Source organism: Halorubrum sp. SD683 (genome assembly GCF_002135045.1).
Taxonomy (GTDB): Archaea; Halobacteriota; Halobacteria; order Halobacteriales; family Haloferacaceae; genus Halorubrum; species Halorubrum ezzemoulense.
This window is the reverse complement of record NZ_NEWJ01000017.1, coordinates 23,352-47,156: the sequence shown is the minus strand read 5'-3', so window position 1 is coordinate 47,156 and position 23,805 is coordinate 23,352. Positions and strand designations below refer to the sequence as shown.

At 68.6% G+C, this 23,805-nt stretch carries 24 protein-coding genes; 11 read left to right on the top strand and 13 right to left on the bottom strand.

The window, feature by feature from the left end; translation table 11 throughout:
* Positions 1–320 precede the first annotated feature (320 nt).
* The 6 genes from B9G49_RS06885 to B9G49_RS06860 all read right to left on the bottom strand — a co-directional run bounded on the left by B9G49_RS06885 (position 321) and on the right by B9G49_RS06860 (position 4,951).
* The gene (locus B9G49_RS06885; RefSeq protein WP_086215866.1) at positions 321–1,361 is read right to left on the bottom strand and encodes a presenilin family intramembrane aspartyl protease PSH; all 1,041 of its coding nucleotides are present in this window, start codon (positions 1,359–1,361) and stop codon (positions 321–323) included.
* Positions 1,362–1,997: 636 nt separating this feature from the next.
* Entirely contained in the window at positions 1,998–2,804 is an 807-nt protein-coding gene (locus tag B9G49_RS06880) for a carbon-nitrogen family hydrolase (protein ID WP_086215865.1), read from the bottom strand.
* A complete protein-coding gene (locus tag B9G49_RS06875) occupies positions 2,801–3,232 on the bottom strand; it encodes a CoxG family protein (protein ID WP_049931256.1) in 432 nt (143 codons plus the stop codon). The genes B9G49_RS06880 and B9G49_RS06875 overlap by 4 nt, the downstream gene beginning before the upstream one ends.
* A gap of 96 nt (positions 3,233–3,328) precedes the next feature.
* The gene (locus tag B9G49_RS06870) at positions 3,329–3,556 is read right to left on the bottom strand and encodes a hypothetical protein (RefSeq protein ID WP_004598402.1); all 228 of its coding nucleotides are present in this window, start codon (positions 3,554–3,556) and stop codon (positions 3,329–3,331) included.
* Positions 3,557–3,636: 80 nt separating this feature from the next.
* Positions 3,637–3,819, bottom strand: a complete 183-nt coding sequence (locus B9G49_RS06865) for a hypothetical protein (RefSeq protein ID WP_049931257.1) — start codon at positions 3,817–3,819, stop codon at positions 3,637–3,639.
* A gap of 100 nt (positions 3,820–3,919) precedes the next feature.
* Positions 3,920–4,951 carry a phosphate uptake regulator PhoU gene (locus B9G49_RS06860; RefSeq protein ID WP_049931258.1) on the bottom strand — a complete coding sequence of 344 codons (1,032 nt, stop codon included), beginning with the start codon at positions 4,949–4,951 and terminating at the stop codon, positions 3,920–3,922.
* Between the two features lie 176 nt (positions 4,952–5,127).
* Here B9G49_RS06860 and B9G49_RS06855 point away from each other — a divergent pair, with 176 nt between their 5' ends.
* Complete coding sequence (locus B9G49_RS06855; RefSeq protein ID WP_086215864.1) at positions 5,128–5,487, top strand: response regulator; 360 nt, start codon at positions 5,128–5,130, stop codon at positions 5,485–5,487.
* A gap of 54 nt (positions 5,488–5,541) precedes the next feature.
* Here the strand turns inward: B9G49_RS06855 and B9G49_RS06850 are convergent, their stop codons facing one another.
* A complete protein-coding gene (locus B9G49_RS06850; RefSeq protein ID WP_049931261.1) occupies positions 5,542–5,922 on the bottom strand; it encodes a hypothetical protein in 381 nt (126 codons plus the stop codon).
* Positions 5,923–6,070: 148 nt separating this feature from the next.
* On the opposite strand from B9G49_RS06850, the gene aglJ reads away from it, so the two are divergent.
* The 6 genes from aglJ to B9G49_RS06820 all read left to right on the top strand — a co-directional run bounded on the left by aglJ (position 6,071) and on the right by B9G49_RS06820 (position 13,909).
* Positions 6,071–7,078 carry an S-layer glycoprotein N-glycosyltransferase AglJ gene (gene aglJ, locus B9G49_RS06845; RefSeq protein WP_086215863.1) on the top strand — a complete coding sequence of 336 codons (1,008 nt, stop codon included), beginning with the start codon at positions 6,071–6,073 and terminating at the stop codon, positions 7,076–7,078.
* A 340-nt stretch (positions 7,079–7,418) separates the two neighbouring features.
* Positions 7,419–9,308 (top strand): ABC transporter substrate-binding protein, encoded by a 1,890-nt coding sequence (locus B9G49_RS06840; protein WP_049931264.1) that lies wholly within the window; start codon positions 7,419–7,421, stop codon positions 9,306–9,308.
* 42 nt (positions 9,309–9,350) lie between these two features.
* Entirely contained in the window at positions 9,351–10,325 is a 975-nt protein-coding gene (locus tag B9G49_RS06835; RefSeq protein ID WP_049931266.1) for an ABC transporter permease, read from the top strand.
* Positions 10,326–10,339: 14 nt separating this feature from the next.
* The gene (locus B9G49_RS06830) at positions 10,340–11,524 is read left to right on the top strand and encodes an ABC transporter permease (RefSeq protein WP_049931267.1); all 1,185 of its coding nucleotides are present in this window, start codon (positions 10,340–10,342) and stop codon (positions 11,522–11,524) included.
* The gene (locus B9G49_RS06825; RefSeq protein WP_049931268.1) at positions 11,524–12,582 is read left to right on the top strand and encodes an ABC transporter ATP-binding protein; all 1,059 of its coding nucleotides are present in this window, start codon (positions 11,524–11,526) and stop codon (positions 12,580–12,582) included. The genes B9G49_RS06830 and B9G49_RS06825 overlap by 1 nt, the downstream gene beginning before the upstream one ends.
* Complete coding sequence (locus B9G49_RS06820; RefSeq protein WP_086215862.1) at positions 12,575–13,909, top strand: ABC transporter ATP-binding protein; 1,335 nt, start codon at positions 12,575–12,577, stop codon at positions 13,907–13,909. The genes B9G49_RS06825 and B9G49_RS06820 overlap by 8 nt, the downstream gene beginning before the upstream one ends.
* Positions 13,910–13,936: 27 nt before the next feature.
* Here the strand turns inward: B9G49_RS06820 and B9G49_RS06815 are convergent, their stop codons facing one another.
* The 5 genes from B9G49_RS06815 to tpiA all read right to left on the bottom strand — a co-directional run bounded on the left by B9G49_RS06815 (position 13,937) and on the right by tpiA (position 19,220).
* Positions 13,937–14,689, bottom strand: coding sequence for a hypothetical protein (locus B9G49_RS06815; RefSeq protein ID WP_049931270.1), 753 nt, complete (start codon positions 14,687–14,689; stop codon positions 13,937–13,939).
* 85 nt (positions 14,690–14,774) lie between these two features.
* Positions 14,775–15,095: a cupin domain-containing protein gene (locus B9G49_RS06810; protein ID WP_086215861.1), complete on the bottom strand. Its 321-nt coding sequence runs from the start codon at positions 15,093–15,095 to the stop codon at positions 14,775–14,777.
* Between the two features lie 97 nt (positions 15,096–15,192).
* Positions 15,193–16,365: a molecular chaperone DnaJ gene (gene dnaJ, locus B9G49_RS06805; protein ID WP_086215860.1), complete on the bottom strand. Its 1,173-nt coding sequence runs from the start codon at positions 16,363–16,365 to the stop codon at positions 15,193–15,195.
* Between the two features lie 82 nt (positions 16,366–16,447).
* Complete coding sequence (dnaK, locus tag B9G49_RS06800; protein ID WP_198943823.1) at positions 16,448–18,385, bottom strand: molecular chaperone DnaK; 1,938 nt, start codon at positions 18,383–18,385, stop codon at positions 16,448–16,450.
* A gap of 190 nt (positions 18,386–18,575) precedes the next feature.
* The gene (gene tpiA, locus B9G49_RS06795) at positions 18,576–19,220 is read right to left on the bottom strand and encodes a triose-phosphate isomerase (RefSeq protein ID WP_049931274.1); all 645 of its coding nucleotides are present in this window, start codon (positions 19,218–19,220) and stop codon (positions 18,576–18,578) included.
* 157 nt (positions 19,221–19,377) lie between these two features.
* On the opposite strand from tpiA, the gene B9G49_RS06790 reads away from it, so the two are divergent.
* Positions 19,378–20,136 carry a DICT sensory domain-containing protein gene (locus B9G49_RS06790; protein WP_086215858.1) on the top strand — a complete coding sequence of 253 codons (759 nt, stop codon included), beginning with the start codon at positions 19,378–19,380 and terminating at the stop codon, positions 20,134–20,136.
* A gap of 43 nt (positions 20,137–20,179) precedes the next feature.
* Here the strand turns inward: B9G49_RS06790 and B9G49_RS06785 are convergent, their stop codons facing one another.
* On the bottom strand, positions 20,180–20,707 hold the full coding sequence (locus tag B9G49_RS06785) for a multiprotein bridging factor aMBF1 (RefSeq protein ID WP_049931276.1): 528 nt from the start codon (positions 20,705–20,707) through the stop codon (positions 20,180–20,182).
* 130 nt (positions 20,708–20,837) lie between these two features.
* Here B9G49_RS06785 and aroA point away from each other — a divergent pair, with 130 nt between their 5' ends.
* The 3 genes from aroA (at position 20,838) to B9G49_RS06770 (ending at position 23,800) form a co-directional block, all read left to right on the top strand.
* A complete protein-coding gene (gene aroA / locus B9G49_RS06780; protein ID WP_086215857.1) occupies positions 20,838–22,229 on the top strand; it encodes a 3-phosphoshikimate 1-carboxyvinyltransferase in 1,392 nt (463 codons plus the stop codon).
* A gap of 48 nt (positions 22,230–22,277) precedes the next feature.
* Complete coding sequence (locus B9G49_RS06775; RefSeq protein ID WP_049931278.1) at positions 22,278–22,535, top strand: hypothetical protein; 258 nt, start codon at positions 22,278–22,280, stop codon at positions 22,533–22,535.
* Between the two features lie 98 nt (positions 22,536–22,633).
* Complete coding sequence (locus tag B9G49_RS06770) at positions 22,634–23,800, top strand: TRC40/GET3/ArsA family transport-energizing ATPase (protein WP_086215856.1); 1,167 nt, start codon at positions 22,634–22,636, stop codon at positions 23,798–23,800.
* Positions 23,801–23,805: the final 5 nt, after the last annotated feature.

Below are 23,805 nucleotides of genomic sequence, written 5' to 3'. Positions count from 1 at the left end.
GTCGCGGTCGGGCGGGACTCGAAGGGGCAGCCGCGGGGCGGGACTCGAAGAGGCAGCCGTGGGGCGGGCAGAGGCGACGCAAGCGCCGCAGGGGCGAGTGAAGCGAGCGACGAGGAGCGTGGTTCGAGAGAGCGAAGCTCTCTCGTCGTCACGAGACGCCTTCGGCGTCTCGAACGACAGCGAGCGTCTGCCCGCCCCGCGGCTGGGGCTCCGGCGGTGGTCACCCCAGATAGGCGCTAATAGACGAGGCCAACAGACGGCCGAGAAGTCGAGGCTTCGGGCGTTCACGCGGACGGACGAACCGCTACACCCGAGCCGACTTAAAAGAACGTCGCGAGCCCCAGCGCCTCGAGGAGCGGGACCCCGGCGGCGATCGAACCGATCAGATACCCACCGATCGCGCCGCCGTTCAACAGCGGGAGCCCCGCGTGCGCTCGCCCCCGAATCACCCACCGCATGAGGACGAGCAGCCCGCCGAGGGTCCCGACCATCGCGAGCAGCGCGGGGAGGTTGACGCCGAGGAGGGGGACGGCGAGGTTCGCGGCCGGCGAGAACGTCGCCGCGCTGGCGATCAGCACCGTCGGGATGACGGCGTCGCCGAGACCGATGAAGAAGGCGTCGCGGTCGCCCGGCTCGGGCGAGTCCGGAACCTCGCCTGCCGCGTCGGCGTCCGGGCTCGTGTCAGCCGCCGCGTCTACATCGCCTTCCGCTTCCGCGTCGGTTTCGCTGTCCGCATCGACCTCCTCGTCCGCGCCGACCTCCGCGGCCTCGTCGCTGGCCGCCTCTCCGTCGAGCAGGGAGTACGACACCGACAGCGGGATCACCAGCACGACCGGGATGTTCAGGTCCATCACGCCCTCCGCGAGCGACAGCATGTGTTCGGTGCCGTAGACGGAGACCGCGTCGTAGACAGCGAGGACGGCGAGGAGGATCAGCGCGGGCAACAGGCCGAAGGAGATACCGAACAGCCCGGCGGCGCCCGCGCCCATCAACACCCCCGCGGTGTCGATCACGTACCACTCGGGGTGGACGAGCAGGCCGACTGCGACCGCGACCGCGGGGACGGCCGCCGCGAGCGGCGGAACGAGCGCGGAGAACACGTACCACGAGAGCCACGCCGAGACGCCGACGATCAGCAGCCGGATCGCCCCGTCGAAGTCGTACCGGAACGCCGCCAGCATCACTCCGGTCATCGCGACGATGGCGACGACGTACAGCACGCTGTTCGCGGGGTTGTCGGGGTTCTCGACCGCCTGATAACCGCTCGCGGCGAACTCCGGGACCAGCGCCAGCGCGCCCACCTGAACGACCAGGAACAGCCCGACCACGAAGGCGACGCCGCGGTACTCGCGGGGGAACATTCGACCGTCGGTTCGTCGGCCGAGGGTTTCGTCCTTGCGCTTCGGGCCGCGGGCGCCGACGGTACCGACCGCTATCGAGGAATCGGCGGCGCACAGAAACGGGTTCGGGCTCGGTGTGGGAGCGGGTGGACCCGAACCCAAGCCGACGGACGACGGACGGTGGAAGCGAGTGGCCGGCCGGCCCGCCCGAAACGGGATGGGGCCGGCCGGATTCGTCCGCGGCATTTACCTACTCAGCCGAGCGACGTAAGAACGTATCGCCCGAGTTATCAGCACGGATATTTTCATTGGCGGACCGGACCATGAGCCGTGGCGGAGGCTCACGGCTTGGAGATGACGGAAGGAGATGAGTCGAGGAGCGGTGGGCGAAAGGGGAGGAGTCGAGGAGTGATGGGCGAAAGGCGAGGCGGCGGCGAGAGGCGGCGGGCGGCGGCCGGACAGCGGACCCCCGGGCTGTCGTCGGCGTCGCCGCCCGAGCGGTCGGGACGGGCGCGCGGATCGATTAACGCCGAATTCCAACGAGAAAAGCGTCGGTCTTCGGCAAAATAGGGTATGTGCCTCACGCGTATAAATGTGTGAGATCCGGATCCGGTCGAGGGGGCGTTCGTCGCGGGAGACGACGCGCCGCGAGCCGGCTCAGCGACGGTCGCGGAGCGCGGGGAACTCCTCGCGGACCGTCGCGACCCGCTCGGGGTCCACGGCGGCGGTGACGACGCCCGGTTCGTCGCCGACCGACGCGAGCGCGGTCCCCCACGGGTCGTACACCGCGCTCCGCCCGCAGAGTTCGTCGTCGCCGAACCGACCGCTCCCGTTGACCGCGGCGACGTACGTCAGGTTCTCGATGGCCCGCGCCCGTCCGAGCGTCCGCCAGTGCTCGATCCGCGGATACGGCCACGCGCTCGGGACCAGCACGCACTCGACGCCCCGATCGGCCATCGCGCGGAACTGCTCCGGGAATCGGAGGTCGTAGCAGGTCGTCACCCCGACCGTGACGCCCGCGAGGTCGACCACCGGCGTCCGCTCGCCGGGCACCATCCGGTCCGTCTCCTCGGAGCCGTAGCCGAACAGGTGCCGCTTCCGGTAGACGAGCCGGCGCTCGCCGTCGGCGTCGAAAAGCACCGCGGCGTTCGCGAGCCCGGACTCGGCCGGGACCGCCAACCCGTCCGCGGCCGACGCCGACAGGTCCTCGACGACCGTGCCGGCGAGCACGGCCACGTCGTTCGCGTCGGCCGCGGCCGCGAACCGGGCGAGGCGGTCGCCGGCGAGGCTCTCCGCGGCGCGGCCGTACGAGTCGAACGCGAAGTACCCGACGTCGAACAGCTCGGGGAGGACAACGAGGTCCGCGCCCTCGGCGGCGGCCCCCCGGATGCGGTCGAGCGCCCGCGCGACGTTCGCCTCGACGTCGCCGCCCTCGACCGCCAGCTGGACGCCGGCGAGCCTCATGCCGGCGAGGCGAGCGAGGCCCGGAGCGCGTCCTCCAAGTTGTCCAGTTCGGCGTCGAAGTTGCGCTTGAAGAAGGACTCGACGCCCGGGAGGCTCCCGTCGACGACGAACTCGTTGGCGAGCCGACAGCCGCCGTCGTCGGTCTCGGTGATCTCGTGTTCTCCGGTCACGCGGAACGCCCGCGACTTCCCGACGAACTTCACTCGGTTCGGCGGGTCGCGCGCGACCTCCTCCGTCTCGACGTCGATCGTCGAGCGGATCATCGGTATCGGGAGCGCGACGTGCCAGGTCGCGGTTCGGTCGTCGTGAACTTCGAAGGAGTCGACCACGCTGATGGCGCCCGCGCGCTGCTCCGCGTCCGAGATGAACGCCCACACGTCGGCTGGCGGCGCGTCGAACTCGAACGTCCGGGAGACTCGAACGGTCATACGTCTCCGTTTAGGGCTACGGGTGTTAAAATTGCGCGTCGACGGAGTCGACCGCGAAGGACGGGGCGGGGCGCCGGGGGATCGCCGGCGCGAGCCTCACCCGTCGGGCGTCACGCGCCAGGTCGTCGACTTGGCGCGACCCCACTTCTCGATATCGACGTCGTCCGACTTCTCGGCGAGGCGGGGAAGCCGCGAACCGACCTGTTTCGCGGTGAGTCCGATCGCGTCGGCGATCGTCTTCGAGCGAACGTACCGCTCACCACGGGTGACGCTGTCCGTGAGGTACGCGAGGATCCGCTGTTCCTCCTCGGTGTACTCGCTCATTGTCCCGTCTACGCGTCTGACGCTATTAACGGTTTCTCGTTCTGGAACCGGACGGCCGGTCGACGGCGGGGAGCGCCCGGTCAGCTGAACAACTGAACCGCGCCGACGGCGAGCGTCGCGAAGACGAACGCGCCCGCGAACCCCCACGCTTTCCCGAGCTGCCCCGGGTACGCTAGCATCACCACGGCGCTGACGGCCGCGACGGCGCCGAGCGCGAGCGCGACGCCGACCTCTTTGTCCGATTCGATGGAAGCCTCGCTCATACGAACCGCTTCGCGGGGGGCCACTTAGTTCATACGAACCGCGTGACGCCGACGGCTGGTAGTCACCGGAGGCAGCCGTGACGCGGGCGCCACGCCCGCCTCAGATGATCTCGACGTGTTCGGACGCCTCGTTGAGGGCGAGATTCGCGGCGATCTCGGCGTTCCGCATGGCGTACTCGGCGGTGTGCTGGAGACTGACGAGCACCTCGCGGGTCATGAGCAGCGTCTCGTTGTCCAGGTCGTTCGGCAGCTCGTCGAGGATCTCTTGTTCGCGGTCCTCCAGCCGCGAGAACAGGTCGCGGCACTCGACGGTGAGGTCGTAGTCGCGCTCGACGACGGCGCGGACCGCGAGCGCGGTCAGCTCGTCCACCTGATCGGTGAACTCGCGGATCTGCCGCATCGTCGCGCTGTCGACGTCGAGGGTGTGCCCGTCGGCCTCCATCACGATCTCGGCGATGTCCTCCGCGTTGTCGGCGGTGAGTTCGAGGTTCTTCGCGACGGAGCGGTAGCCGATGAGCGGGAACCCCTCTTCCAAGCCCACGGCGCGCGCGAGGTTCGGGTTCTGGTAGGCGGTGAAGATGAGCCGCAACAGGAGGACGAAGATCTTGTTCGCCTGCCGCTCGCGGTTGAGCGCGCGCTGCGCGAGGTCGGGGTTGCCGTGCGCGAGCGCCTTCACGCCCTCGCCGCGCATGGTGGAGCCGGTGTTCTCCAGCCGTTCGAGGAGGTTGTCGAGGGTGAAGTCCTCGGGGTCGACGGAGCAGCGGATCGAGATGTCCTCGGGCGTCTCCTCGATGACGCCGAGCCCCATCAGCTGGGTCTCCGCCTTGTAGACGGCGTTGATGTGTTCGCTGTCGAGCGCGCCCTCGCTGCGGACGTGGATCACGCGCCGCCCCAGTACGTACTGCGCGACGATCGCGCGTTCGAGCGAGCGCGCGTCGAGCGCGTCGGCGTTGATCACCGCCTCGGACTCCTCGGAGCTCACAGACTCGGGAAGCACCGTGAGGGTCCCCTTCCCACCCATTCGGAGCGACACCTCGTCGCCTTTGTTCACGCCGTGTTCCTGCGCCCACTCGGCCGGAAGGGTCATCGCCAGCGTCGACGGCCCCAACCGTTGGACCTTCCGCGTTTCCATACGCCACCGTATCGCGGGATAGACCTTAACCTTGTTCCCATGTTCATTATACGCAGCATCGAATATACAAGGTGATCGAGCCGGGCCGAAGGCCGACGGATGTCGACCGCGTCCGTCGGCCGCGCAACAGCGCGTTCGATCCGCGCGTTTATGTCGGTCAGGAAGGGAGAGATGGTATGACCGAGCGGGTACTCGTCGTCGACGACTCCTCCTTCCAGCGGACCGTCGTCCGCGACGCGCTGGAAGACCGGTTCGAGGTCGTCGACGAGGCGGAAAACGGCGCTGAGGCGGTCGAGCTGTTCGAGGCGTACGAGCCGGACGCGGTGTCCATGGACGTCGTGATGCCGGAGATGACCGGGATCGAGGCGACCGCGGCGATCAAAGACCGGTGGCCCGACGCGGTGATCGTGATGTGTACGAGCGTCGACCAACAGGAGAAGATGATGGAGGCGGTGAAGGCGGGCGCCGACGGCTACGTGACGAAGCCGGTCGACGCTGCGGAACTGGTCGGCGAGTTCGAGAGCCACCTCGGGTAAACGCCCTTTCGGAGTCGAGTCTCGACGAGGAGAAGTGTGCTCCCGCGGGGACGGTCAGGCGGGGTCGAACGAGCGGAGGATCGCTGCGAGCGCGCTCGCGAGTTCCTCGAACCGGTCTATCTCCATCGAGTCGGTGGTCGCCCAGACGCCGTGGTCGTTCGCGATCACGCGCGTGAGGTAGCCGTTCACGAACACGCGAACCGTGAACCGGTAGTCGCCGAGTTGGGTGTCCGCGTACATCGACTGCGCGTGGAACCCCTGTCGCTCGTTCTCGGCGAAGCCGACGAGATCGGCGGTCTGGCTCAGGTCGCTGCGGAGGTACAGCTGGTCGATGTCGTCGTGCGTGAAGTAAGTGAGGCTCCGCAGTTCGTCGCCCGTCGCCGTGCGAGCGGCGCTGAGCAGTTCGTCGACGCGTGCGTCCGAGGGCTGAGACATACACACATGATCAGTGTTCACATACATGAGTGTGGGTGGTCGCGGCACCCACGGACGCGGCGCCGGCGAAGGCGACGACGCCCGGAGGGGACCGTCGCGGCGGCGAGGAGGGACAGAGTTTAGCGACTCCCCCGTGATCGCTCGTCTGATGACCGATCACGACGGCGTCTGCGTCCTGTTGCCGACGATGAACGAGGCCGAGACGGTCGCACGCGTCGTCGCGGACTTCCGGGACGCCGGATTCGAGAACGTCTTGGTTATCGACGGCGGCTCGACGGACGACACGCAGTCGATCGCCTGCGATTCCGGCGCGCGCGTCGTCGAACAGTCCGGCCGCGGGAAGGGGCAGGCGGTCAGGGAGGCGGTCCGCGACCACGTCGAGGCCCCGTACGTGCTGATGGCGGACGCCGACGCCACGTACGACGCGGACGACGCGGCGGCGATGCTCGACCCGCTCTTCGACGGCGAGGCCGAACACGTCGTCGGGGATCGCTTCGCGGACATGCGCCCGGGTGCGATGACGCGCCTGAACCGGGTCGGCAACCGCCTAATCAACCTCGCGTTCCGGGCGATCCACCGCGAGGACTACGGCGATATCCTCTCGGGGTACCGCGCGTTCACCCGCGAGTCGTTCCTGCGGCTCCACCTCACCGCGGACGGGTTCGGTATCGAGACCGAGATGGCCGTCGAGTGCGTGAAGAACCGCGTCCCGGTCGCCGTGGTCCCGATCACGTACCGAGAGCGGCCCGGCGGCTCCGCGACGAACCTCCACCCTGTCCGGGACGGTGGGGTGATCTTCCTAGAGCTGTACCGGAAGGCGAAGACGAACAACCCGCTGTTCTACTTCGGGAGCGTCGGCGTGGCGTCGACCGCAGCGGGAATCGCGATGGCGTCGTTCGTGCTGTACCGGTACCTCGCGTTCGGGATCAGTCACGAGGTGGTCGCCGTCGGCGCGGTCGGCGCGACGATCCTCGGGATCCAGCTGCTCGTGTTCGGCTTCCTCGCCGACATGATCCACACCCTCCACCGCGAGCAGATCGCACGCTACGATCAGGCCGTCGGCGGCGGAGCGACAGGGGGCTCTGCGGCGGCCGGCGACGGCGGGGAGGCCTCCAGACCGGACGAAACTCCCGAAGCGAGAGAACCGGAGCGGTGACCCGGCGGGAGCCTGACGCGGTCGGCGAGCGAGACCGACGCGACGGTTAAGCCGGGGAAGGCGAGGACGACCGACGAACACCGAACCGGAGAGCGGCGGACGACGATCCGCCTCGCGAGGGCAGACGACCGAAGCCGACTCGCACGCCGCGATGACGGGAGAGACGCTGTCTACGTTTCGTTTCGGAGAGGGACAGAAAACTATATTTCCGGTAAAATGTGCGTTCTAATCATGAATACGTCCCTAAGACCGGCGATCACTAACACGGATGTAAGATGATCGTCCCTAACAACTATCCATAAGTCTGAAGTTTTTTATACACACAATCTTACTACTTGGTATGCCACGGCGAAACATTGAGAATCGTGATGATTCCCGGCATATCGGCCGGCGACAATGGCTCTCCGCGCTCGGCCTCGCCGGCGCCGTAACGCTCGCCGGCTGTTCCGGAAACGGCGGTGACGGGTCGGACGGCTCTGACGGCGGTGGCGGCGGGGGCGGCGAAGTCGAGGTTCCTGATTTCCCCCGGTTCGGGGTCGGTGACCTCTACGGATCGGAGGTCGCTCGCAACCTGGCACGGGAGGCGTTCGAGGAGTCGGAATACGACTACGGCTTCGACGGGGACGTCATGGTCAACCCCGAAGGAGACCAGGTCGAGATCGACATCTATCACAGCGCCGCCTCCGAGACCAACCAGCTCCTCGCGGAGTTCATCGCACAGGAACTCGAGAACAACCTCGGTATCAGCGTCACTCCCGAAGCGATCGACGGGACTCGGTTCAGTAACGAGTACTACTCGGGCGACCCCGAAGGCGGGACGGATACGGTTAACGGCGAAGAGGTGGAGTGGTCGAACCCCGGACCGCGGAACCCGGGGCCGCGCTCCGTCACGAGCAACGAGGCGTGGGATATGTCGGTCAACTTCGGGCTGAACACGTACCCGCTCAACCCCCTCACGAACCAGACGTTCTTCGACGGGGCGAACGCGAACTTCAACCCGGTCGGCTACTACCCGCAGTTCGACGTCGAGTCCCTGTTCGAGCAGGCGAGGCAGGCGACGAGTCGGGACGAGATCCGGCAGGCGTTCGTTGACATCTTCGCGAACCTCGCGCGCGAACAGCCCTACATCATGCTCACTCTGGGCGACGATATCATCGGGTACAACCCCGACCTCACCGGTCCGATCGAGAACTTCTCGAACGGCTGGGACCTCCCGGCGTGGCACATCGACGACCCCAGCGTGTCGGGCTCGTACGACACGGTCACGGGAGCCAGTTTCAACACGCTGAACCCGCTGTACAATAACGAGTCCGGGGCCGGAACGGCCATCGAGCGCGCGATCGATCCCGGCTACACGTTCGACGAGAACCAGGAGTACTTCCCGCTTTTGTACGACATGTCCACGGAGGACGGCGAGGTGTGGACGTTCGAACTCCGTGATAACCTCCAGTTCAGCGAGCCGTACGGGCAGGTCACCGCCGAGGACTTCGTCTATCAGATCCAGGAGGTCCAACAGGCCGATTGGGCGAACACCGCCGACTCGGACAGCTGGGAGGGCGTCGAAGTCGAGCAGACCGGGGAACTCGAGTTCGAGGCGACGCTGGAAACGTCGAACGTGCTGTGGCCCCAGACGTACGACCCGTACCTCTACCCGATTCCGCGTGCCCTCCTCGAACCGTACGTCGAGGAGGAGGACGTGGAGGGGCTCCAGCAGGACGAGGAGCTCCTCGAACTCCAGTTCTCGGGGAACCTCGGGCCGTTCGAGCTCGAAGAGTGGAACCGCGGCTCGGGTACCGAGTACGTCCGGAACGACGAGTACTACCTCCGGGACATCGACGAGGGGCCGGACCTGTTCTCCGAAGGGCCGCTCTTCGAGGAGGCGTCGATCAGCGTCGTTCAAGAGCAGGCGTCGCGTCTCGGTGCGCTCGAGACGGGCGAGGCGGACGCGGCGGCGATTCCGCCGGAGCAGTACGAGTCGTACAGCGAAGACGATAACGTGACCGTCCGGCAGGTCCCCACGCCGTACAACACGATCATCTCCGTGAACCAGCGCGCGAACGGGTGGAACACCGGTCCGGGCAACATGTTCCAGCTCGTTCCGTTCCGCCAGGCGATGGCGGCGGCGATCGGCAAAGAGGAGCTGATCCAAGGGGTCTACCGCGGACTCGCCTCCTCCCACTTCACCTGGCAGCCCCGCTGGTCCGAGTTCTACCCGTCGACGGACGAGTAAGAGCGAGCCACCCCGTTCTCACCCTACCGACTTACACATCACATGGGATTTGGAAGGTACGTCACCGCTCGGGTTCTCTGGGCAGCAGTCGTATCGCTCATTATCGTCACGATCACGTTCCTGCTGCTCTCGGCCGCGCCGAACCCGGCCGTCCAGCGGGCAGCGACGCAGGCGGCGCTTCAAGGCGGCGATCCGGCGGAGGCGGCCGAGCGGGTACGCGAGCTGCGCGGGCTCGACCAGCCGCTTCACGTCCGGTATTTCGACTTCATCCGGAGCGTGTACACGCTCGACTGGGGCTGGTCCGTGAGCCGGAGCCAGCCCGTGATGGAGGCGGTCACGCAGGCGCTGTACTACACCGCGCAGTACTCGATTCCGTGGACCATCCTCACGATCACCTTGGGGCCGCTCGTCGGCGTCTACTCCGCCGCGAACATGTACAGTTGGAAGGACCACGCGGCGACCGGGTTCGCCTTCTTCGGCTACGCCATCCCGAACTTCTTTTTCGGGATCATCCTCCTGTTGATCTTCGGCGTGTGGCTGGAGGTGATACCGGTGATCTACAACACGAGCGCACCGGTGTTCAGCGTGGAGAACGCGATCCAGCTGTCGGTCCCGGTGTTCGTGTTGGTCACCGGGTCGATCGGCGCCGTCATGCGCGTCTCCCGGAACGAGTCCGCGGAGTTCCAGAACGCCGACTTCATGAAGACGGCGAAGGCGAAGGGGGTCTCCCCGCTTCGTGCGTACGCGTATCACGTCATGCGACCGACCCTCGTCCCGCTCTCGACGACGCTCGTGGGACAGCTCCTCGCGCTGTTCCTCGGGTCGTCACTCCTCGTCGAGGTCGTGTTCGGTATCCCCGGACTGGGACGGTTGACTTACGAAGCGCTGCTCGCGCAGGACACGAACCTCGTGTTGGGGACGACGCTGTTCTTCACCTTCGTCGCCGTCATCGGGAACCTCCTCGAGGACATCGTGTTCACCGTGCTCGACCCGCGGATCAGCTACGATGACAGGTAACATAACCGAAAACAATGGCAACTGAAGACTCCGAACGGTTCGATCAAGTCGACTGGAACGACCTCTCGCGGTCGGGGCGGTTCGATCTGTCGACCAACTCGATCGGGATGCTGCTGACGACCCTGCCGCTCGCGCTGCTCGGCGTGTACGACTGGCGGTTCACCGGCCAGCGCACCCCGACCTTCGAGTTCATCGGCCTCGAACGGAACTTGGAGAGCCTCGACTTCTTCTTCATCTTCACGCTGTTCCTGGCGTTCTGGTACCTCGTCTTGCCGCTGTACCAGAACCCGCGGATGACGCGGTACTACTGGAAGGAGTTCAAGCGCAACCGCCCCGCGGTCGTGAGCCTCGGCTGGCTCGGCATCGTGTTCGTCGGCGGGCTCGTCGGCCCGCTCGTCATGAACGCGCCGCAACAGGACCTGTTCATCGCCTACCAGCCGCCGGTGTTCACCTCCGTCGTCGACACGACGCCGGCGACGTGTGTCGGCGAGGTGATGAACGGACGGTGTTACGGCACCTGGCAACACCCGCTCGGGACCACGCAGGGCGGGAAGGACGTGTTCACGATGATCGTCTACGGGATGACGATCAGCATGCAGATCGCCTTCATCACGACGACCATCGTCGCCACGATCGGGATCTCGTTCGGGACGCTCAGCGCGTACGCCGGCGGGTGGGTCGACGAGATCATGATGCGGTTCGTCGACATCATCCTCTCGTTCCCGACGTTCCTGATGTTCCTGCTCATCCTGTACATCTACGGGGCCGGACTGGGGATGTTCATCGTGGTGTTCTCGCTGTTCGCCTGGGGCGGGACCGCCCGCTACATCCGGAGCAAGTCGCTGTCGATCTCCGAGGAGGAGTTCATCAAGGCGAGCCGGATCAGCGGCGCGAGCACGTATCAGGTGATCCGCGGACACGTCGTGCCGAACGCGGCGAGCAGCATCATCACCCAGCTCACGCTGCTCATTCCCGGCTTCCTGCTCGCGGAGGCCCAGCTCGCGTTCCTCGGGATCGGCGACTCAACGGTGCCCTCGTGGGGGCAGCTCATCTCCGCCGGGCGGAGCGACCTCTCGTTCGCCCCGTGGATCGTGTTAGCGCCGGGTATCGTGCTGTTCCTGACCATCCTCGCGTTCAACTTCCTCGGTGACGCGCTGTTGGACGCGCTGAACCCCGAAGCGGAGGCGGAGAACGAATAATGGCCGACGATCAGCCACTACTCGAGGTCGAAAACCTCACGACGACGTTCAGCACCGACAACGGAACGCTCACCGCGGTCGACGGGATCGACTTCAGCGTCGACACCGGCGAGACGGTGTGTATCGTCGGCGAGTCGGGGTCCGGAAAGACGGTCGCGACGGAGTCGATCACGCGGATTATCAACACCCCGCCGGGAGAGATCGAGGGGACCGTCCGGTACGACGGGCGCGACCTGCTGTCGCTCCCCGAATCGGAGCTTCAGAACATCCGGGGCAACGAGATCGCACACATCTTCCAGAACCCGCAGGAGGCGATGAACCACTGCTACACGGTCGGGTGGCAGATCACCGAGGCGCTCCAGATCCACCAGGACGTCTCCGACGACGAGGCCCGCGCGAAGGCGGTCGACCTCATGGACCGCGTCGGGATCGCGAACGCGAGCTCGCGGTTCGACGACTACCCGCACGAGTTCTCCGGCGGACAGAAGCAGCGCGTGATGATCGCGATGGCGCTCGTCGGGGACCCCGACCTGCTCATCGCCGACGAGCCCACGACCGCGCTCGACGTGACCGTCCAAGCGCAGATCCTGCGGCTCCTCGACGACCTCCAAGAGGAGTTCGAGATGGGAATCCTGTTCGTCACGCACGACCTCGGCGTCGTCGCGGAGATCGCCGACCGGATCGTCGTGATGTACGCCGGGAAGGTGATGGAGCGGGGCGGCGTCCTCGACATCTTCGATCACCCCGGGCATCCGTACACACAGCAACTGCTGGAGTGTTTGCCGGAGTTCGGGGGATCCGGCGGCGGCATTCCGGGGACGCTCCCGGACCCGCACGACCCGCCGGACGGCTGCCGGTTCGCTCCGCGGTGCGAGTACGCCGAGGAGGCGTGTCGCACCGGCGACCAGCCGGACGAGGTCGAGGTGGCGCCGGGCCAGGAGGTCTCCTGCGTCCACTACGGGCCGGGCGGCAACCCGTCGGTAGTCAGGAGCGACGGGCTCGGACCGGGCGACGGAGCGGCCGACGGCGACAGCGAGGTGGGTCCCGCCGATGACTGAGCCGCTGCTCTCTGTCCGCGACCTGAAGAAACACTACCCGATCCGGAAGGGGCTGTTCAACCGGAAGGTCGGCGCCGCCCGCGCCGTCGACGGGATCAGCTTCGACATCGAAGAGGGCGAAACGCTCGGACTCGTCGGCGAGTCCGGGTGCGGGAAGTCGACCGCGGCGAGTTCGGTGATCCACTTGGAGGAGCCGACCTCGGGCGAGGTCATCTTCAACGGGAACGGACGCGGGGGCGCGACGCGCGCCCCCGACGGAACCCACCCCAACGACGTGACGCAGTTCGACGACGACGAGATGATGGCGTTCCGGCGGGGCGCCCAGATGATCTTCCAAGACCCGTCGTCGAGCTTCGACCCGCGGGTGTCCGTGGGGAACGCCGTCGGCGAGCTGCTCAAGGTCCACGGGATGAGCGACCGCCACCGGCGTCGCGCCATCGTCGAGGACCTGCTCGAACGCGTCGGGCTCTCGGCGAGCGACTTCGACCGGTACCCGCACGAGTTCTCCGGCGGGCAGAAACAGCGGATCGCGCTCGCCCGGGCGCTCGTGTTGAACCCGGACCTCATCATCGCCGACGAGCCGGTGAGCGCGCTCGACGTCTCCATCCAGGCGGAGATACTCTCGCTGATCAACGACCTCCAAGACGAGTTCGGGCTGTCACTTCTGTTCATCAGCCACGACATGTCCGTCATCCGCCAGATCTGTGACCGCGTGGCCGTGATGTACCTCGGCGAGATAGTCGAGATCGGCCCGGTGGAGGAGATCTTCACCGACCCGCAACACCCATACACCGAGGCGCTGCTGTCCTCGATCCCGACGCCGGACCCGCGCGCGAGCGTCGGCGGCATCGAGCTGAAGGGCACCGTGCCGAGTCCGACGAACCCGCCGAGCGGGTGTCGGTTCCACACCCGGTGTCACAAGGTGATCCAACCGGACGGCGTCGACGTCGATCAGGCCGACTGGCGCGGGCTGTTGAACTTCCGCGACAAGGTCAGCGCGGGCGAGGTCGACGTCGAACAGGTCCGCGAGAACATCGCCGCCGGCGGCTCCGACCCGACCGACGCGGAGGTCCAGGCGGAGATCCGCCGGGAGTTCGACATCGGGGAGACCGTCGACGACCCCGACCTCGAACGGACCCTCTCGGAGGCGCTGGATCTCCTGATCGACGGGAACGACGAGCGGGCGGGAGAGGTCTTGCGAAACGCGATCACGACGCCGTGCGCCGAGACCGAGCCGGAACGGACGGTCCACACGCCGGACCACGAGTCCGCCTGTCTCCGACACGAGGGTCAGGCGGCCGCGGAGCCGAACCCCGCGGACGACTGATCCCGGCCGCGACCGAGCCGGGACCGCTCACTCGGTCGTCGACGCGAGCGACGCCGGGTCGATCCGCCGCGGCTCCGGTACTGGTTTTCCCGCCGGAGCGACCGCCACGTCGCCGCGAGACTCGTCGCCAGACGCGTCTCCGCCGCCCGTCGCCGCGAGCACCGCCGTTCCGCCGGCGGAGAGCGGGGCGACGAGGCCGGCGGCGAGCGCCGAGGGGTCGGAGAAGGGTGCTCTGAGGACGACTCGCGTCTCGTCTCCGATCCCGGCGGCCTCGACCGCGGCCGCGGCGCGCGAACAGAGGTCGCGGTGGCTGACCGACAGGTCCGCCCCGCGGACGACGGCGTCGTCGGGGGCGATGTCGCTCGGCGGCATCCCGGGGTTCTCGCTCCACAGCTCCTGTTCCCAGTGCGTGGTGTCGGGACGCTCGGGCGAGCCGCCGAAGGCGGCGAGGTTCGTTCCTGGCGCCGGATCGAGCGCGGCCGCGGTCGCGACCGGTGCGAGGACGACGCGGTCACCGGCGTCGATCCCCGCCGCCGGGTCGAACCGGACCGGCGCCCCGACGGCGGCCGCGCCGAGGAACGCGAGCGTCGTGTGGAATCCCGGAATCGGCTCGACGGCCACGGTCGCGCCCGTCCGGACGCCGAGGTACCGGAGCACGTTCGCCGCTTTGTAGCCGTTCGTGATCAGGTCGTGGGAGGTCCGTTCCCGGCCGTCCGGCGTCACGAGCGCCACGTCGCGACTGCGTCGGTCGCGCGCGAGGAGTTCGCCGACGAGTTCCATACTCGGTTCTCGGAACGCGCGCGTCTTAACGCTGCGGCGTCCCGGAGGCGACCCCGCGGCCCGACCGGACTGCGTCGGGGCGGCGTCAGGGCGCGCCGGCGATCACCATCTTCGAGCCGTCGGCCGAGAAGGCGAGGTCGCGGGTGGACTCCGGGTCGACCCGGACCGCGTCGCCGGGCGCGAGGGCGACGGCGTCCCCGTCGACGGTGAGCGTCGCCTCGCCGTGGAGCAGCAGGTACACCTCCTCGTGGTCGGCGTCGCCGTGGTCGTGTTCCACCCCCTCCCAGCCGTCGTCGGCCTCGACGACGGTCACGCCGAGCCGCTCGCAGTCGAGCGCCTCTCGTAGGAAGAACATCCCGGGCGCGCGCGGTTCCACGTCGTCGTAGGCCGTCGTGTCGTAGCCCATGCGCTGACCGTCGCCGCGAGGGACGGAAAAGCTACGGGCCGCGAGGGACGAAAAGCTACGGGCCGCGAGGGAAGAGGCGCGGCGCCGCGAACGCCACTCAGAAGGAGCTTTTCAGCTTCTCGAAGAAGCCGCCGCCGACGTCGATGTCCTCGCCGCCGGCCTCCGCGAACGCCTCCAGCGCCTCGCGCTGCTCGTCGTTGAGCGACTCGGGCACGACGACGGCGACCTGGACGTAGAGGTCGCCGCGACCGCGACGACGGAGGCGGGGCATCCCTTTGCCCTGAAGCCGGAAGGTCTCGCCGCTCTGGGTCCCCGCGGGGACATCCATCTCGACCGTTCCGTCGACCGTCTCCACCTCGACGGTGTCGCCGAAGACGGCCTGCGGGAAGGATATCGCCTCGTTGACGCGGAGGTCGTCGCCGTCGCGCTCGAACCGGTCGCCGACGTCGACATCGACCTCGATGAGCAAGTCGCCTCTCGGGCCACCGTTCTCCCCGGGCGCGCCCTCGCGCTCCATCCGGAGGCTCTGCCCGGAGCGAATCCCGGCCGGGATCTCGACCGACAGCGTCGCCTCCTCGCGGACGACGCCGTCACCGCCGCAGTCGGCGCAGTCCTCGCTGTACAGCTCGCCCTCGCCCTCGCAGCGGGGACACGTCGACGTCTGCTGGACGCGCCCGAGCGGCGTCTGCTGGACCTGCTGGACCTGCCCGCGGCCGTTACACTGCGGGCAGGTCTCCACGTCGGCGTCCGGGGGATGCCCCGCGCCGCCGCAGGTGTCGCACTCGGTCGGTCGCGTGAGCGTGACCTCCTTGGTCGCCCCGTTGAACGCCTCTTCGAGGTCGATCGTCAGTCCGGTCTTGAGGTCGCGCCCCTGCCGCGGGCGGTTGCCGCCGCCGCCACCGCCGCCGCGGCCGCGACCGCCGCCACCGAAGAACTGGTTGAAGATGTCCTCGAACCCGCCGGCGCCGCCAGCGCCGCCGGCCCCGCCGAAGGGACCGCCGGCGCCGCCCGGACCGGCACCGCCGCCGGTCGCGCCGCGCTTGTCGGCCTGGGTGAACCGATCGTGGCCCATCTGGTCGTACTGCTGGCGCTTCTGCTCGTCGGTGAGCACCTCCTTGGCCTTCTGGATCTTCTTGAACCGCTCCTCGGCGTTCTCGTCGTCGCTGACGTCGGGGTGGTGTTCGGCGGCCTGCTTGCGGTACGCCTTCTTGATCTCCTCCTCGCTGGCGTCCCGCGACACGCCGAGGACGTCGTAGAAATCTTCGGTCATGCGTTGCGTTTGTTAATTGGTGTTGATCGACGGGTCGATTTAAGCGGCGGGGTCGAGGCGTCGAGCGTCTGGTGAGAGGGCGTTACTCCTCGTCGTCGTCTACGTCCTCGAAGTCGGCGTCGACGTACTCCTCGTCGTCCGCGTCGCCGCCGGGACCGGCACCGCCGGGGCCCGCCGCACCGCCCGGACCGCCGGCGCCGCCCGGACCGGCACCGCCGCCCATCCCGCCGGGACCGGCGCCGCCCGCGCCGCCCGGACCGGCCTGCGCGGCCTGTCCCTCGTACATCTGCTTGCCGATCTCCTGGAGCTCCTCGGTGAGCGCCTCGGTCACGGACTCGATCTCGTCGGTCTCGGCGTCCTCGTCTTCGAGCACGTCCTCGACGTCCTCGATGGCCGCCTCGATGTCGGCGACGAGCTCGTCGTCGTCGAGCTCCTCCTCGTTCTCTTCGAGGAGGGTCTCGGCGCGCTGGATCGTCGTCTCGGCCTCGTTGCGGGCCTCGATCCGCTCGCGGCGAGCCTCGTCCTCCTCGGCGTGCTTCTCGGCTTCCTCTTGCATCTCCTCGATCTCCTCGTCGGAGAGGCCGACGCCGCCCTCGATGGTGATCGACTCGGCGTTACCGGAGCCCTGATCCTCTGCTTCCACGTTGACGATCCCGTTCTCGTCGATGTTGAACGAGACCTCGATCTGCGGGGTTCCGGCCGGCGCCGGCGGGATGCCGGAGAGCTGGAACGCGCCGAGCAGCTCGTTCTCCTCGGCGATCTCGCGTTCGCCCTGGAAGACGCGGACGTTGACGGAGGTCTGGTTGTCCGCGGCCGTGGTGAACACCTTCGACTCCTCGGTCGGGATCGTGGTGTTCTTCTCGATGAGCCGCTCGAAGAGGCCGCCCTTCACCTCGATACCGAGCGAGAGCGGAGTCACGTCGAGGAGGACGATGTCGTCGACGTCGCCGGAGAGCACGCCGCCCTGGACCGCCGCACCGAGCGCGACCGCCTCGTCGGGGTTGACGTTCTTCTTCGGCTCCTGGCCGACGAGCTCTTCGACCTTCTCCTGGACCTGCGGCATCCGTGTCGAGCCGCCGACGAGGATGACCTCGTCGATGTCCGACTTCGAGTAGTCGGCGTCGGCGAGCGCCTGCTCGGTCGGCTCGACGGTACGGTCGATGAGGTCAGCGGTGAGGCTCTCGAACGTCGCGCGGGTGACGGACTGTTCGAGGTGGACCGGCCCGCTGTCGGTCGCGGTGATGAACGGGAGGTTGACCGTGGTCTCCTTCTTGTTCGACAGCTCGATCTTCGCCTCCTCGGCGGCGTCCTTCAGGCGCTGGAGCGCCTGCCGGTCGTCGCGGAGGTCGATCCCGTGGCTGTTCTGGAACTCGTCTGCGAGGTGGTCGATGAGCGCCTCGTCCCAGTCGTCGCCGCCGAGGTCGTTGTCCCCGTTCGTGGCGACGACCTCGTAGACGCCGCCGCCGAGGTCGAGGACCGACACGTCGAACGTGCCGCCCCCGAGGTCGTACACGAGGACGGTCTGGTCGGACTCGTCGTCGAGCCCGTACGCCATGGAGGCGGCCGTCGGCTCGTTGACGATGCGCTCGACGTCGAAGCCGGCGATCTCGCCGGCGTCCTTCGTCGCCTGCCGCTGCTTGTCGTTGAAGTACGCGGGGACGGTGATGACCGCCTTCTCGACGTCGTCGCCGAGGTACTCCTCGGCGTCGCGTTTGATCTTCTGGAGGATCATCGCCGAGACCTGCTCCGGCGTGTACTCCTCGTCGCCGATCTCGACGGTGTAGTCGCCGTCGCCCATGTGCCGCTTGATCGACTGGATCGTGCGGTCGGGGTTCTGGACGGCCTGGTTCTTCGCCGGCTTGCCGACGAGGCGCTCGTCGTCGTCGGCGAATGCGACGACCGAGGGCGTCGTCCGGTCGCCCTCGGCGTTGGCGATGATCTCGGGCTCGTCGCCCTCCATCACCGCGAACGCGGAGTTGGTGGTACCGAGGTCGATACCGAGAATTTTGTTGCTCGCCATCTTGGTCACAGATAGCGGCTTGTTTCGGTTAAAGGTTACTAGACGCCGCGATCTCCCCGGGAGAAGAAAGCCGCCGCCGTCGTGCGTTTTCTCGATCGTGTGAGTCGCTCACATCGATGTTTTTATACCGATCCGCAAACGCAGCGCCGGTCTCGGGCTCGCGGACGCGAACCGGCCCGGACTCGCCGGCTCAGATCCCGCTCACGAGGTCTTCGAGGACCGCCTCGGGGTCGTCGGCCTTCGCGACGCCGGAGGCCAGCAGGACGCCGGCGGCCCCGAGGTCGCCGGCGGTCGACACGTCCTCGCCGGTGGAGACGCCGGCGCCGCAGAACACGTCAACCGCGGGGTCGACGGCCTCGGCGGCCGCGACCGCGTCCTCGACGATACCCGGGTCCGCGGTGGCGACGGAGACGTCGCCGCCGATGAGCTCCGGGGGCTCGACCGCGACGGCGTCGGGGCCGAGCGCGGCGGCGGCGCCGACCTGCGCGGGGTTGTTCGCGCAGACGATCGTCTCCAGGTCAGCGCGCTCGGCCGCGCGGACCGAACCGTCGATGTCGGCGAGCTTCAGTCGCTTCTCCGAGTGGTTGATCAGGGTCCCCTCGGCGCCGTTGTCGGCGGTGGCCTCGGCGAGCGTCGAACCCGTGTGCGAACCGTGCTCGTTCGGCGAGACGTGCTGCGCCCACGTCTCGACGCCCGTCTCGGCGACGCGGGCGAGGTCGGCCGCCTGCGGCGAGACGGCGATCCGCGCGCCGGACGCCTCGGCGACGTCGCGGGCCGCGGTCGCTACCTCGATCGGATCGCACGGGTACGCCTTGAGGTTCACCAGGATGAACATACCTCTACTCGGGGAGCGCGGCGCAAATAGGTTCGTGCTTCGCGACGCTCGCTCGGGGTCCCGTCGTTTCGACCCCTCACAACCCCGGGAACCGGGCGACCCGGGGGGCGGAGAGCAGAAACGACCTTATACCCCGATGCTGTGGGTCCGACAAGAGATGTCCCTCATCGAGCTCATCGCCGGCGTGGAAGCCCACGAGGCCACGCTGACCGTGTTCAACGCAGAACCGGCGGTTACGGAGGAGCTCCGGGAGTATTTCGCCGACCGCAACGTCCGGATCGTCGACGATCAGACCGCCTCCGGACCGGAGGCGTTCGCCGTGCTGGCGCGGGACGGCGAGTTCGTCACGGGCGTCACCGTGGACGAGCTGCTGCCGGGGCGGGGCGGAGACGAGGGGGAGACACCCGCGGAGCGAGGTGAGACGCCCGGCAACGTCGGGAAGCCGGTGTTGGATCACCTCGACGAGACGATGTTTACCTCCTACTCCCGCGAGGACATGGTCGCCGCGTCGCGGGAGATCGAGGACCGCGCCTGGCGGGTCGGCGACGGAGAGCTCCACGCGGGGTTCCAGACCCTCGACGTCCTCACCGGGGAGGCGGACACCTACGACCTGCTCGGCGAGAAGGACCGGCTCGACGTCCACGCGTACGCCGCCGCCGAGGGCGACGCACCCGACGTCGGCACCTACACGGTCCACGTCGGCGAGACCGCCGAGATCCGCGAGACGTGGTTCGTCGCGTACGACGGGGGCGGCTACGAGGACGCCAAGTGCGCGCTGCTCGCCGAGGAGCGCGCGCCCGGCGAGTTCTACGGGTTCTGGAGCTACGACCCCGAGACGGTCGACTACATCATCGACTACCTGACCGAGCGGTACGGCGGATCGGAGCAGACGGACGGCGGCGGTGCGACCGTCTGAGCCGGGGATAACGAGTACGGCGGGGCCGGAGCGTCGTCGCGGCTCAGTCCTTCCGCTTGACGACGTCGCCGAGCGTCATCGTGCCGGCGTCGTCCGTCTCCCAGTCGGCGTCGTCGGTCGACTGCCCCTCGACCAGCGAGATGTCGAGCGCGCGCTCGAGCTTGCGCTGGACCTCGTCGGTCGGGAGCGTGTCGGCGCGTTCGAGCTTGCGGATGAGGCTCGCCTTCTCGTTGAGCTGGTCGGCCAGCTCCTCCTGGCTCAGCCCGCGCGACTCCCGCGCATCGCGGATCAGCTCGTCGTAGTCGGTGGCGATCTCGTCCATGTCGTCGAACATGTCGCGGGGGCGAGTCGAGCTCCCCGACGAGCCGCCGGAGCCGGACGATCCGGACGACGAAGACGACTTCCCGGTGCTGGAGCTGGTGGAGTACTTGCCGCCGCCGGAGCTCGTCGACTCGTCGCGGACCTCGGTGCCGAAGTCCGTACACGAGCTACAGAGCTCCAGCTCGGCGCCTTCGACCTTCGTCGTCGTCAGCGAGGCCTCCTCGGCGCCGCACATCTCACACTGGGGCATACGCGACGCTAGCGCTCCCGATGGTATAAAGGGTGTGCCGCGGCGCCGGGCGCGGGTCACGCCGGCGAGGTCCCGACCGCAATCGTGCCGCTGTCGGTACCGACTTGTCGCCGCGGCCGGCAGGACTGGTATGGACGTCCACGTCACGCGCTCGACCCTGCGAGGGACCGCCCGCGCGCCGCCGTCGAAGAGCTACACCCACCGCGCGCTGCTCGCCGCCGGCTACAGCGACGGCGCGACCGTCGAGTCGCCGCTGGTGTCCGCGGACACGCGAGCGACCGCCCGCGCCGTCGCGGCGTTCGGCGGTTCGGTCGCGCGCGCCGGAGACGGGAGTTCGACCGCCGAAGGCGAGCCCGGCCTGACGGGCGCCGACGCGCTCTCGGTCGAGGGGTTCGGCGGCCGCACCGCCGTCCCCGACGACGTGATCGACTGCGCGAACTCGGGGACGACGATGCGGCTGGTCACCGCCGCGGCCGCGCTCGCGGACGGCACCACCGTCCTCACCGGGGACGAGTCGCTCCGCTCGCGCCCGCAGGGTCCGCTCCTCGACGCGCTCGCCGACCTCGACGTCCGCGCGGAGTCGACGCGGTCGAACGGGCGGGCCCCGCTCGTCGTGACCGGCCCGCTCGCCGGCGGCGAGGTCGCCATCCCCGGCGACGTCTCCTCGCAGTACGTCACCGCACTGCTGATGGCGGGCGCCGTCACCGAGGAGGGGATCGAGGTAGAGCTCACGACCGACCTCAAGTCGGCGCCGTACGTCGACATCACGCTCGAACTGCTCGCCGACTTCGGCGTCGAGGCGACCCCGGTCGACGAGGACGGCGATCCGCTCGACGGTGCCGCGGGCGCCGCGGGGTTCTCGGTCCCGGGCGGACAGACGTACGCGCCGAGCGACGAGACGTACGCGGTCCCCGGCGACTTCTCCTCTATCTCCTACCTCCTCGGCGCGGGCGCGGTCGCGGCCGCGCCCGGCGAGCCGCTCCGGATCGAGGGCGCCCGGCCGAGCGCGCAGGGCGACGCCGCGATCGTCGAGATCGTCGAGCGCATGGGCGCGCCCGTCGACTGGGACCGCGAGGCCGGCGCGATCGCGGTCGAGCGCGGCGATCTCTCCGGCGTCACCGTCGACGTGGGGGGAACGCCCGACCTGCTCCCGACGATCGCCGCGCTCGGCGCGGTCGCGGACGGGGAGACGCGGATCGAGAACTGCGAGCACGTCCGCTACAAGGAGACCGACCGGGTGTCCGCGATGGCCGAGGAACTCGAAAAGCTCGGCGCCGAGACGACCGAAGGGCGGGACGTACTCACGATTCACGGAGGCGAAAGCGATCTCGTCGGGGCGACCGTCGACGGCCGAGCCGACCACCGGATCGTGATGGCGCTGTCCGTCGCCGCGCTGGCGGCCGAGGGGACGACGACCGTCCGCGGCGCCGAACACGTCGATGTCTCCTTCCCCGGCTTCTTCGACGCGATGGCCGACCTCGGGGCGACCGTCGAGCGCGGGGACGCACGGGGAAGGGAATAGTTATAGCCGTTCGCAATCCACACAATAGTATATGGTGGCAGACAGCAGATGAGCGGTGATCCGGCGTCGAACGGAGCGGCGGACGGACCGAACGCGGCGGTCGTCGTCGGCGTCGTGTTCTCGGCGATCGTGGTGCTCACCGTGATCGCGTACACGGTGACTGTGACCACGGTCAACCTGCTTGCCGTCGACCTGCTCGCGTACCCGGTCGGCGGGGTCGCGCCGTTCGTCGTGATCACTGGGGCCATTCTCACGATCCCGATAATGATTCCGACCGCGCTGATCTCGATGAAGCGACTCGGCTGACCGCGGTCGCGGCGTCATCCGGTCACCGCTCGAAGCGCGACGGTCGCCGCCGAATCCGGACCGACGGCTACACAAGCCCACCGGACCGACACACGCGTATGGACGACATCGACGTCGAGCCCGTCGACCGGGTCGACGAGGCCGACGACGACACCGCGGTCGAGCCCGCGGAGACGGACGAGGAGCTGACCGTCGACGAGGAGTTCGCCGACCTGCCCGCGGGCGTCGACGCGCCCGACTACGTGCTGTACGGCGGGAAGGGCGGCGTTGGAAAGACGACGATGGCGGCCGCGACGGGGCTCGTCTCGGCCGCGGGCGGCGTCCGGACGCTCGTCGTCTCGACCGACCCCGCGCACTCGCTGTCGGACACCTACGAGACCGAGATCCCCGCCGAGCCAGCGCGCATCCGCGAGGATGTGCCCCTGTACGCCGCCGAGATCGACCCCGACGCCGCGGTCGACGAGGGGATGTTCGGGGCGGACGGCGACCCGCTCGGCGGGCTCGGCGAGATGGGCGACGCGATGGGCGGCATGGGCGGCGAGGGGCCGACGGGCGGCGCCGAGGGCGAGGACGGCGAGGGGCTCGGCGGACTCCTCGGCGGCACGATGCCCGGCGCCGACGAGGCGGCGGCGATGCGCCAGCTGCTGGAGTACCTCGACGACCCGCGGTTCGACCGCGTCGTCGTCGACACCGCGCCGACCGGTCACACGCTCCGCCTGCTCCAGCTGCCGGAGATCATGGACTCGATGCTCGGGCGCGTGATGAAGCTCCGGCAGCGCTTCTCCGGGATGATGGACGGGATCAAGGGGATGTTCGGCGGCGGCGACGACGACCCCGACCCCTCGGCGGACCTCGAGGAGCTCCGCGAACGCATCGAGCGACTCCGAGCGGTCCTGCGCGACCCCGCGAAGACGGACTTCCGCGTCGTGATGATCCCCGAGGAGATGAGCGTCGTCGAGTCCGAGCGGCTCGTCGCGCGGCTCGACGAGTTCGGAATCCCGGTGAACACGCTCGTCGTCAACCGTGTGATGGAGGGCGTCGGCGACGTGACCGGCGGGAACGGGGCCGGGATCGACCCCGACTGGGTGGTCGAGCCCAACCCCGACACCTGCGAGTTCTGCGCCCGCCGGTGGGAGGTCCAGCAGAGCGCGCTCCGCCAGGCGACGGACCTGTTCCGCGCCCGGGACGTGAAGCGGGTGCCGCTGCTCGCGAACGAGGTCCGGGGTGAGGCCGCGCTGCGGGTCGTCGCGGCCTGTCTGGACTGAGCGGT

Bases quoted from the DNA above. Each gene is read 5' to 3' on its own strand.
- B9G49_RS06865 (WP_049931257.1), bottom strand. From the start codon at position 3,819: ATGAGCGAGGCTTCCATCGAATCGGACAAAGAGGTCGGCGTCGCGCTC.
- B9G49_RS06810 (WP_086215861.1), bottom strand. From the start codon at position 15,095: ATGGGCTACGACACGACGGCCTACGACGACGTGGAACCGCGCGCGCCC.
- tpiA (WP_049931274.1), bottom strand. From the start codon at position 19,220: ATGTTCATCCTGGTGAACCTCAAGGCGTACCCGTGCGATCCGATCGAG.
- B9G49_RS06815 (WP_049931270.1), bottom strand. From the start codon at position 14,689: ATGGAACTCGTCGGCGAACTCCTCGCGCGCGACCGACGCAGTCGCGAC.
- B9G49_RS06790 (WP_086215858.1), top strand. From the start codon at position 19,378: ATGTCCCTCATCGAGCTCATCGCCGGCGTGGAAGCCCACGAGGCCACG.
- dnaK (WP_198943823.1), bottom strand. From the start codon at position 18,385: ATGGCGAGCAACAAAATTCTCGGTATCGACCTCGGTACCACCAACTCC.
- B9G49_RS06830 (WP_049931267.1), top strand. From the start codon at position 10,340: ATGGCAACTGAAGACTCCGAACGGTTCGATCAAGTCGACTGGAACGAC.
- B9G49_RS06860 (WP_049931258.1), bottom strand. From the start codon at position 4,951: ATGGAAACGCGGAAGGTCCAACGGTTGGGGCCGTCGACGCTGGCGATG.
- B9G49_RS06835 (WP_049931266.1), top strand. From the start codon at position 9,351: ATGGGATTTGGAAGGTACGTCACCGCTCGGGTTCTCTGGGCAGCAGTC.
- B9G49_RS06855 (WP_086215864.1), top strand. From the start codon at position 5,128: ATGACCGAGCGGGTACTCGTCGTCGACGACTCCTCCTTCCAGCGGACC.
- B9G49_RS06775 (WP_049931278.1), top strand. From the start codon at position 22,278: ATGAGCGGTGATCCGGCGTCGAACGGAGCGGCGGACGGACCGAACGCG.
- aroA (WP_086215857.1), top strand. From the start codon at position 20,838: ATGGACGTCCACGTCACGCGCTCGACCCTGCGAGGGACCGCCCGCGCG.
- aglJ (WP_086215863.1), top strand. From the start codon at position 6,071: ATGACCGATCACGACGGCGTCTGCGTCCTGTTGCCGACGATGAACGAG.
- B9G49_RS06885 (WP_086215866.1), bottom strand. From the start codon at position 1,361: ATGTTCCCCCGCGAGTACCGCGGCGTCGCCTTCGTGGTCGGGCTGTTC.
- B9G49_RS06880 (WP_086215865.1), bottom strand. From the start codon at position 2,804: ATGAGGCTCGCCGGCGTCCAGCTGGCGGTCGAGGGCGGCGACGTCGAG.
- B9G49_RS06770 (WP_086215856.1), top strand. From the start codon at position 22,634: ATGGACGACATCGACGTCGAGCCCGTCGACCGGGTCGACGAGGCCGAC.
- B9G49_RS06870 (WP_004598402.1), bottom strand. From the start codon at position 3,556: ATGAGCGAGTACACCGAGGAGGAACAGCGGATCCTCGCGTACCTCACG.
- dnaJ (WP_086215860.1), bottom strand. From the start codon at position 16,365: ATGACCGAAGATTTCTACGACGTCCTCGGCGTGTCGCGGGACGCCAGC.
- B9G49_RS06850 (WP_049931261.1), bottom strand. From the start codon at position 5,922: ATGTCTCAGCCCTCGGACGCACGCGTCGACGAACTGCTCAGCGCCGCT.
- B9G49_RS06840 (WP_049931264.1), top strand. From the start codon at position 7,419: ATGCCACGGCGAAACATTGAGAATCGTGATGATTCCCGGCATATCGGC.
- B9G49_RS06825 (WP_049931268.1), top strand. From the start codon at position 11,524: ATGGCCGACGATCAGCCACTACTCGAGGTCGAAAACCTCACGACGACG.
- B9G49_RS06785 (WP_049931276.1), bottom strand. From the start codon at position 20,707: ATGCCCCAGTGTGAGATGTGCGGCGCCGAGGAGGCCTCGCTGACGACG.
- B9G49_RS06875 (WP_049931256.1), bottom strand. From the start codon at position 3,232: ATGACCGTTCGAGTCTCCCGGACGTTCGAGTTCGACGCGCCGCCAGCC.
- B9G49_RS06820 (WP_086215862.1), top strand. From the start codon at position 12,575: ATGACTGAGCCGCTGCTCTCTGTCCGCGACCTGAAGAAACACTACCCG.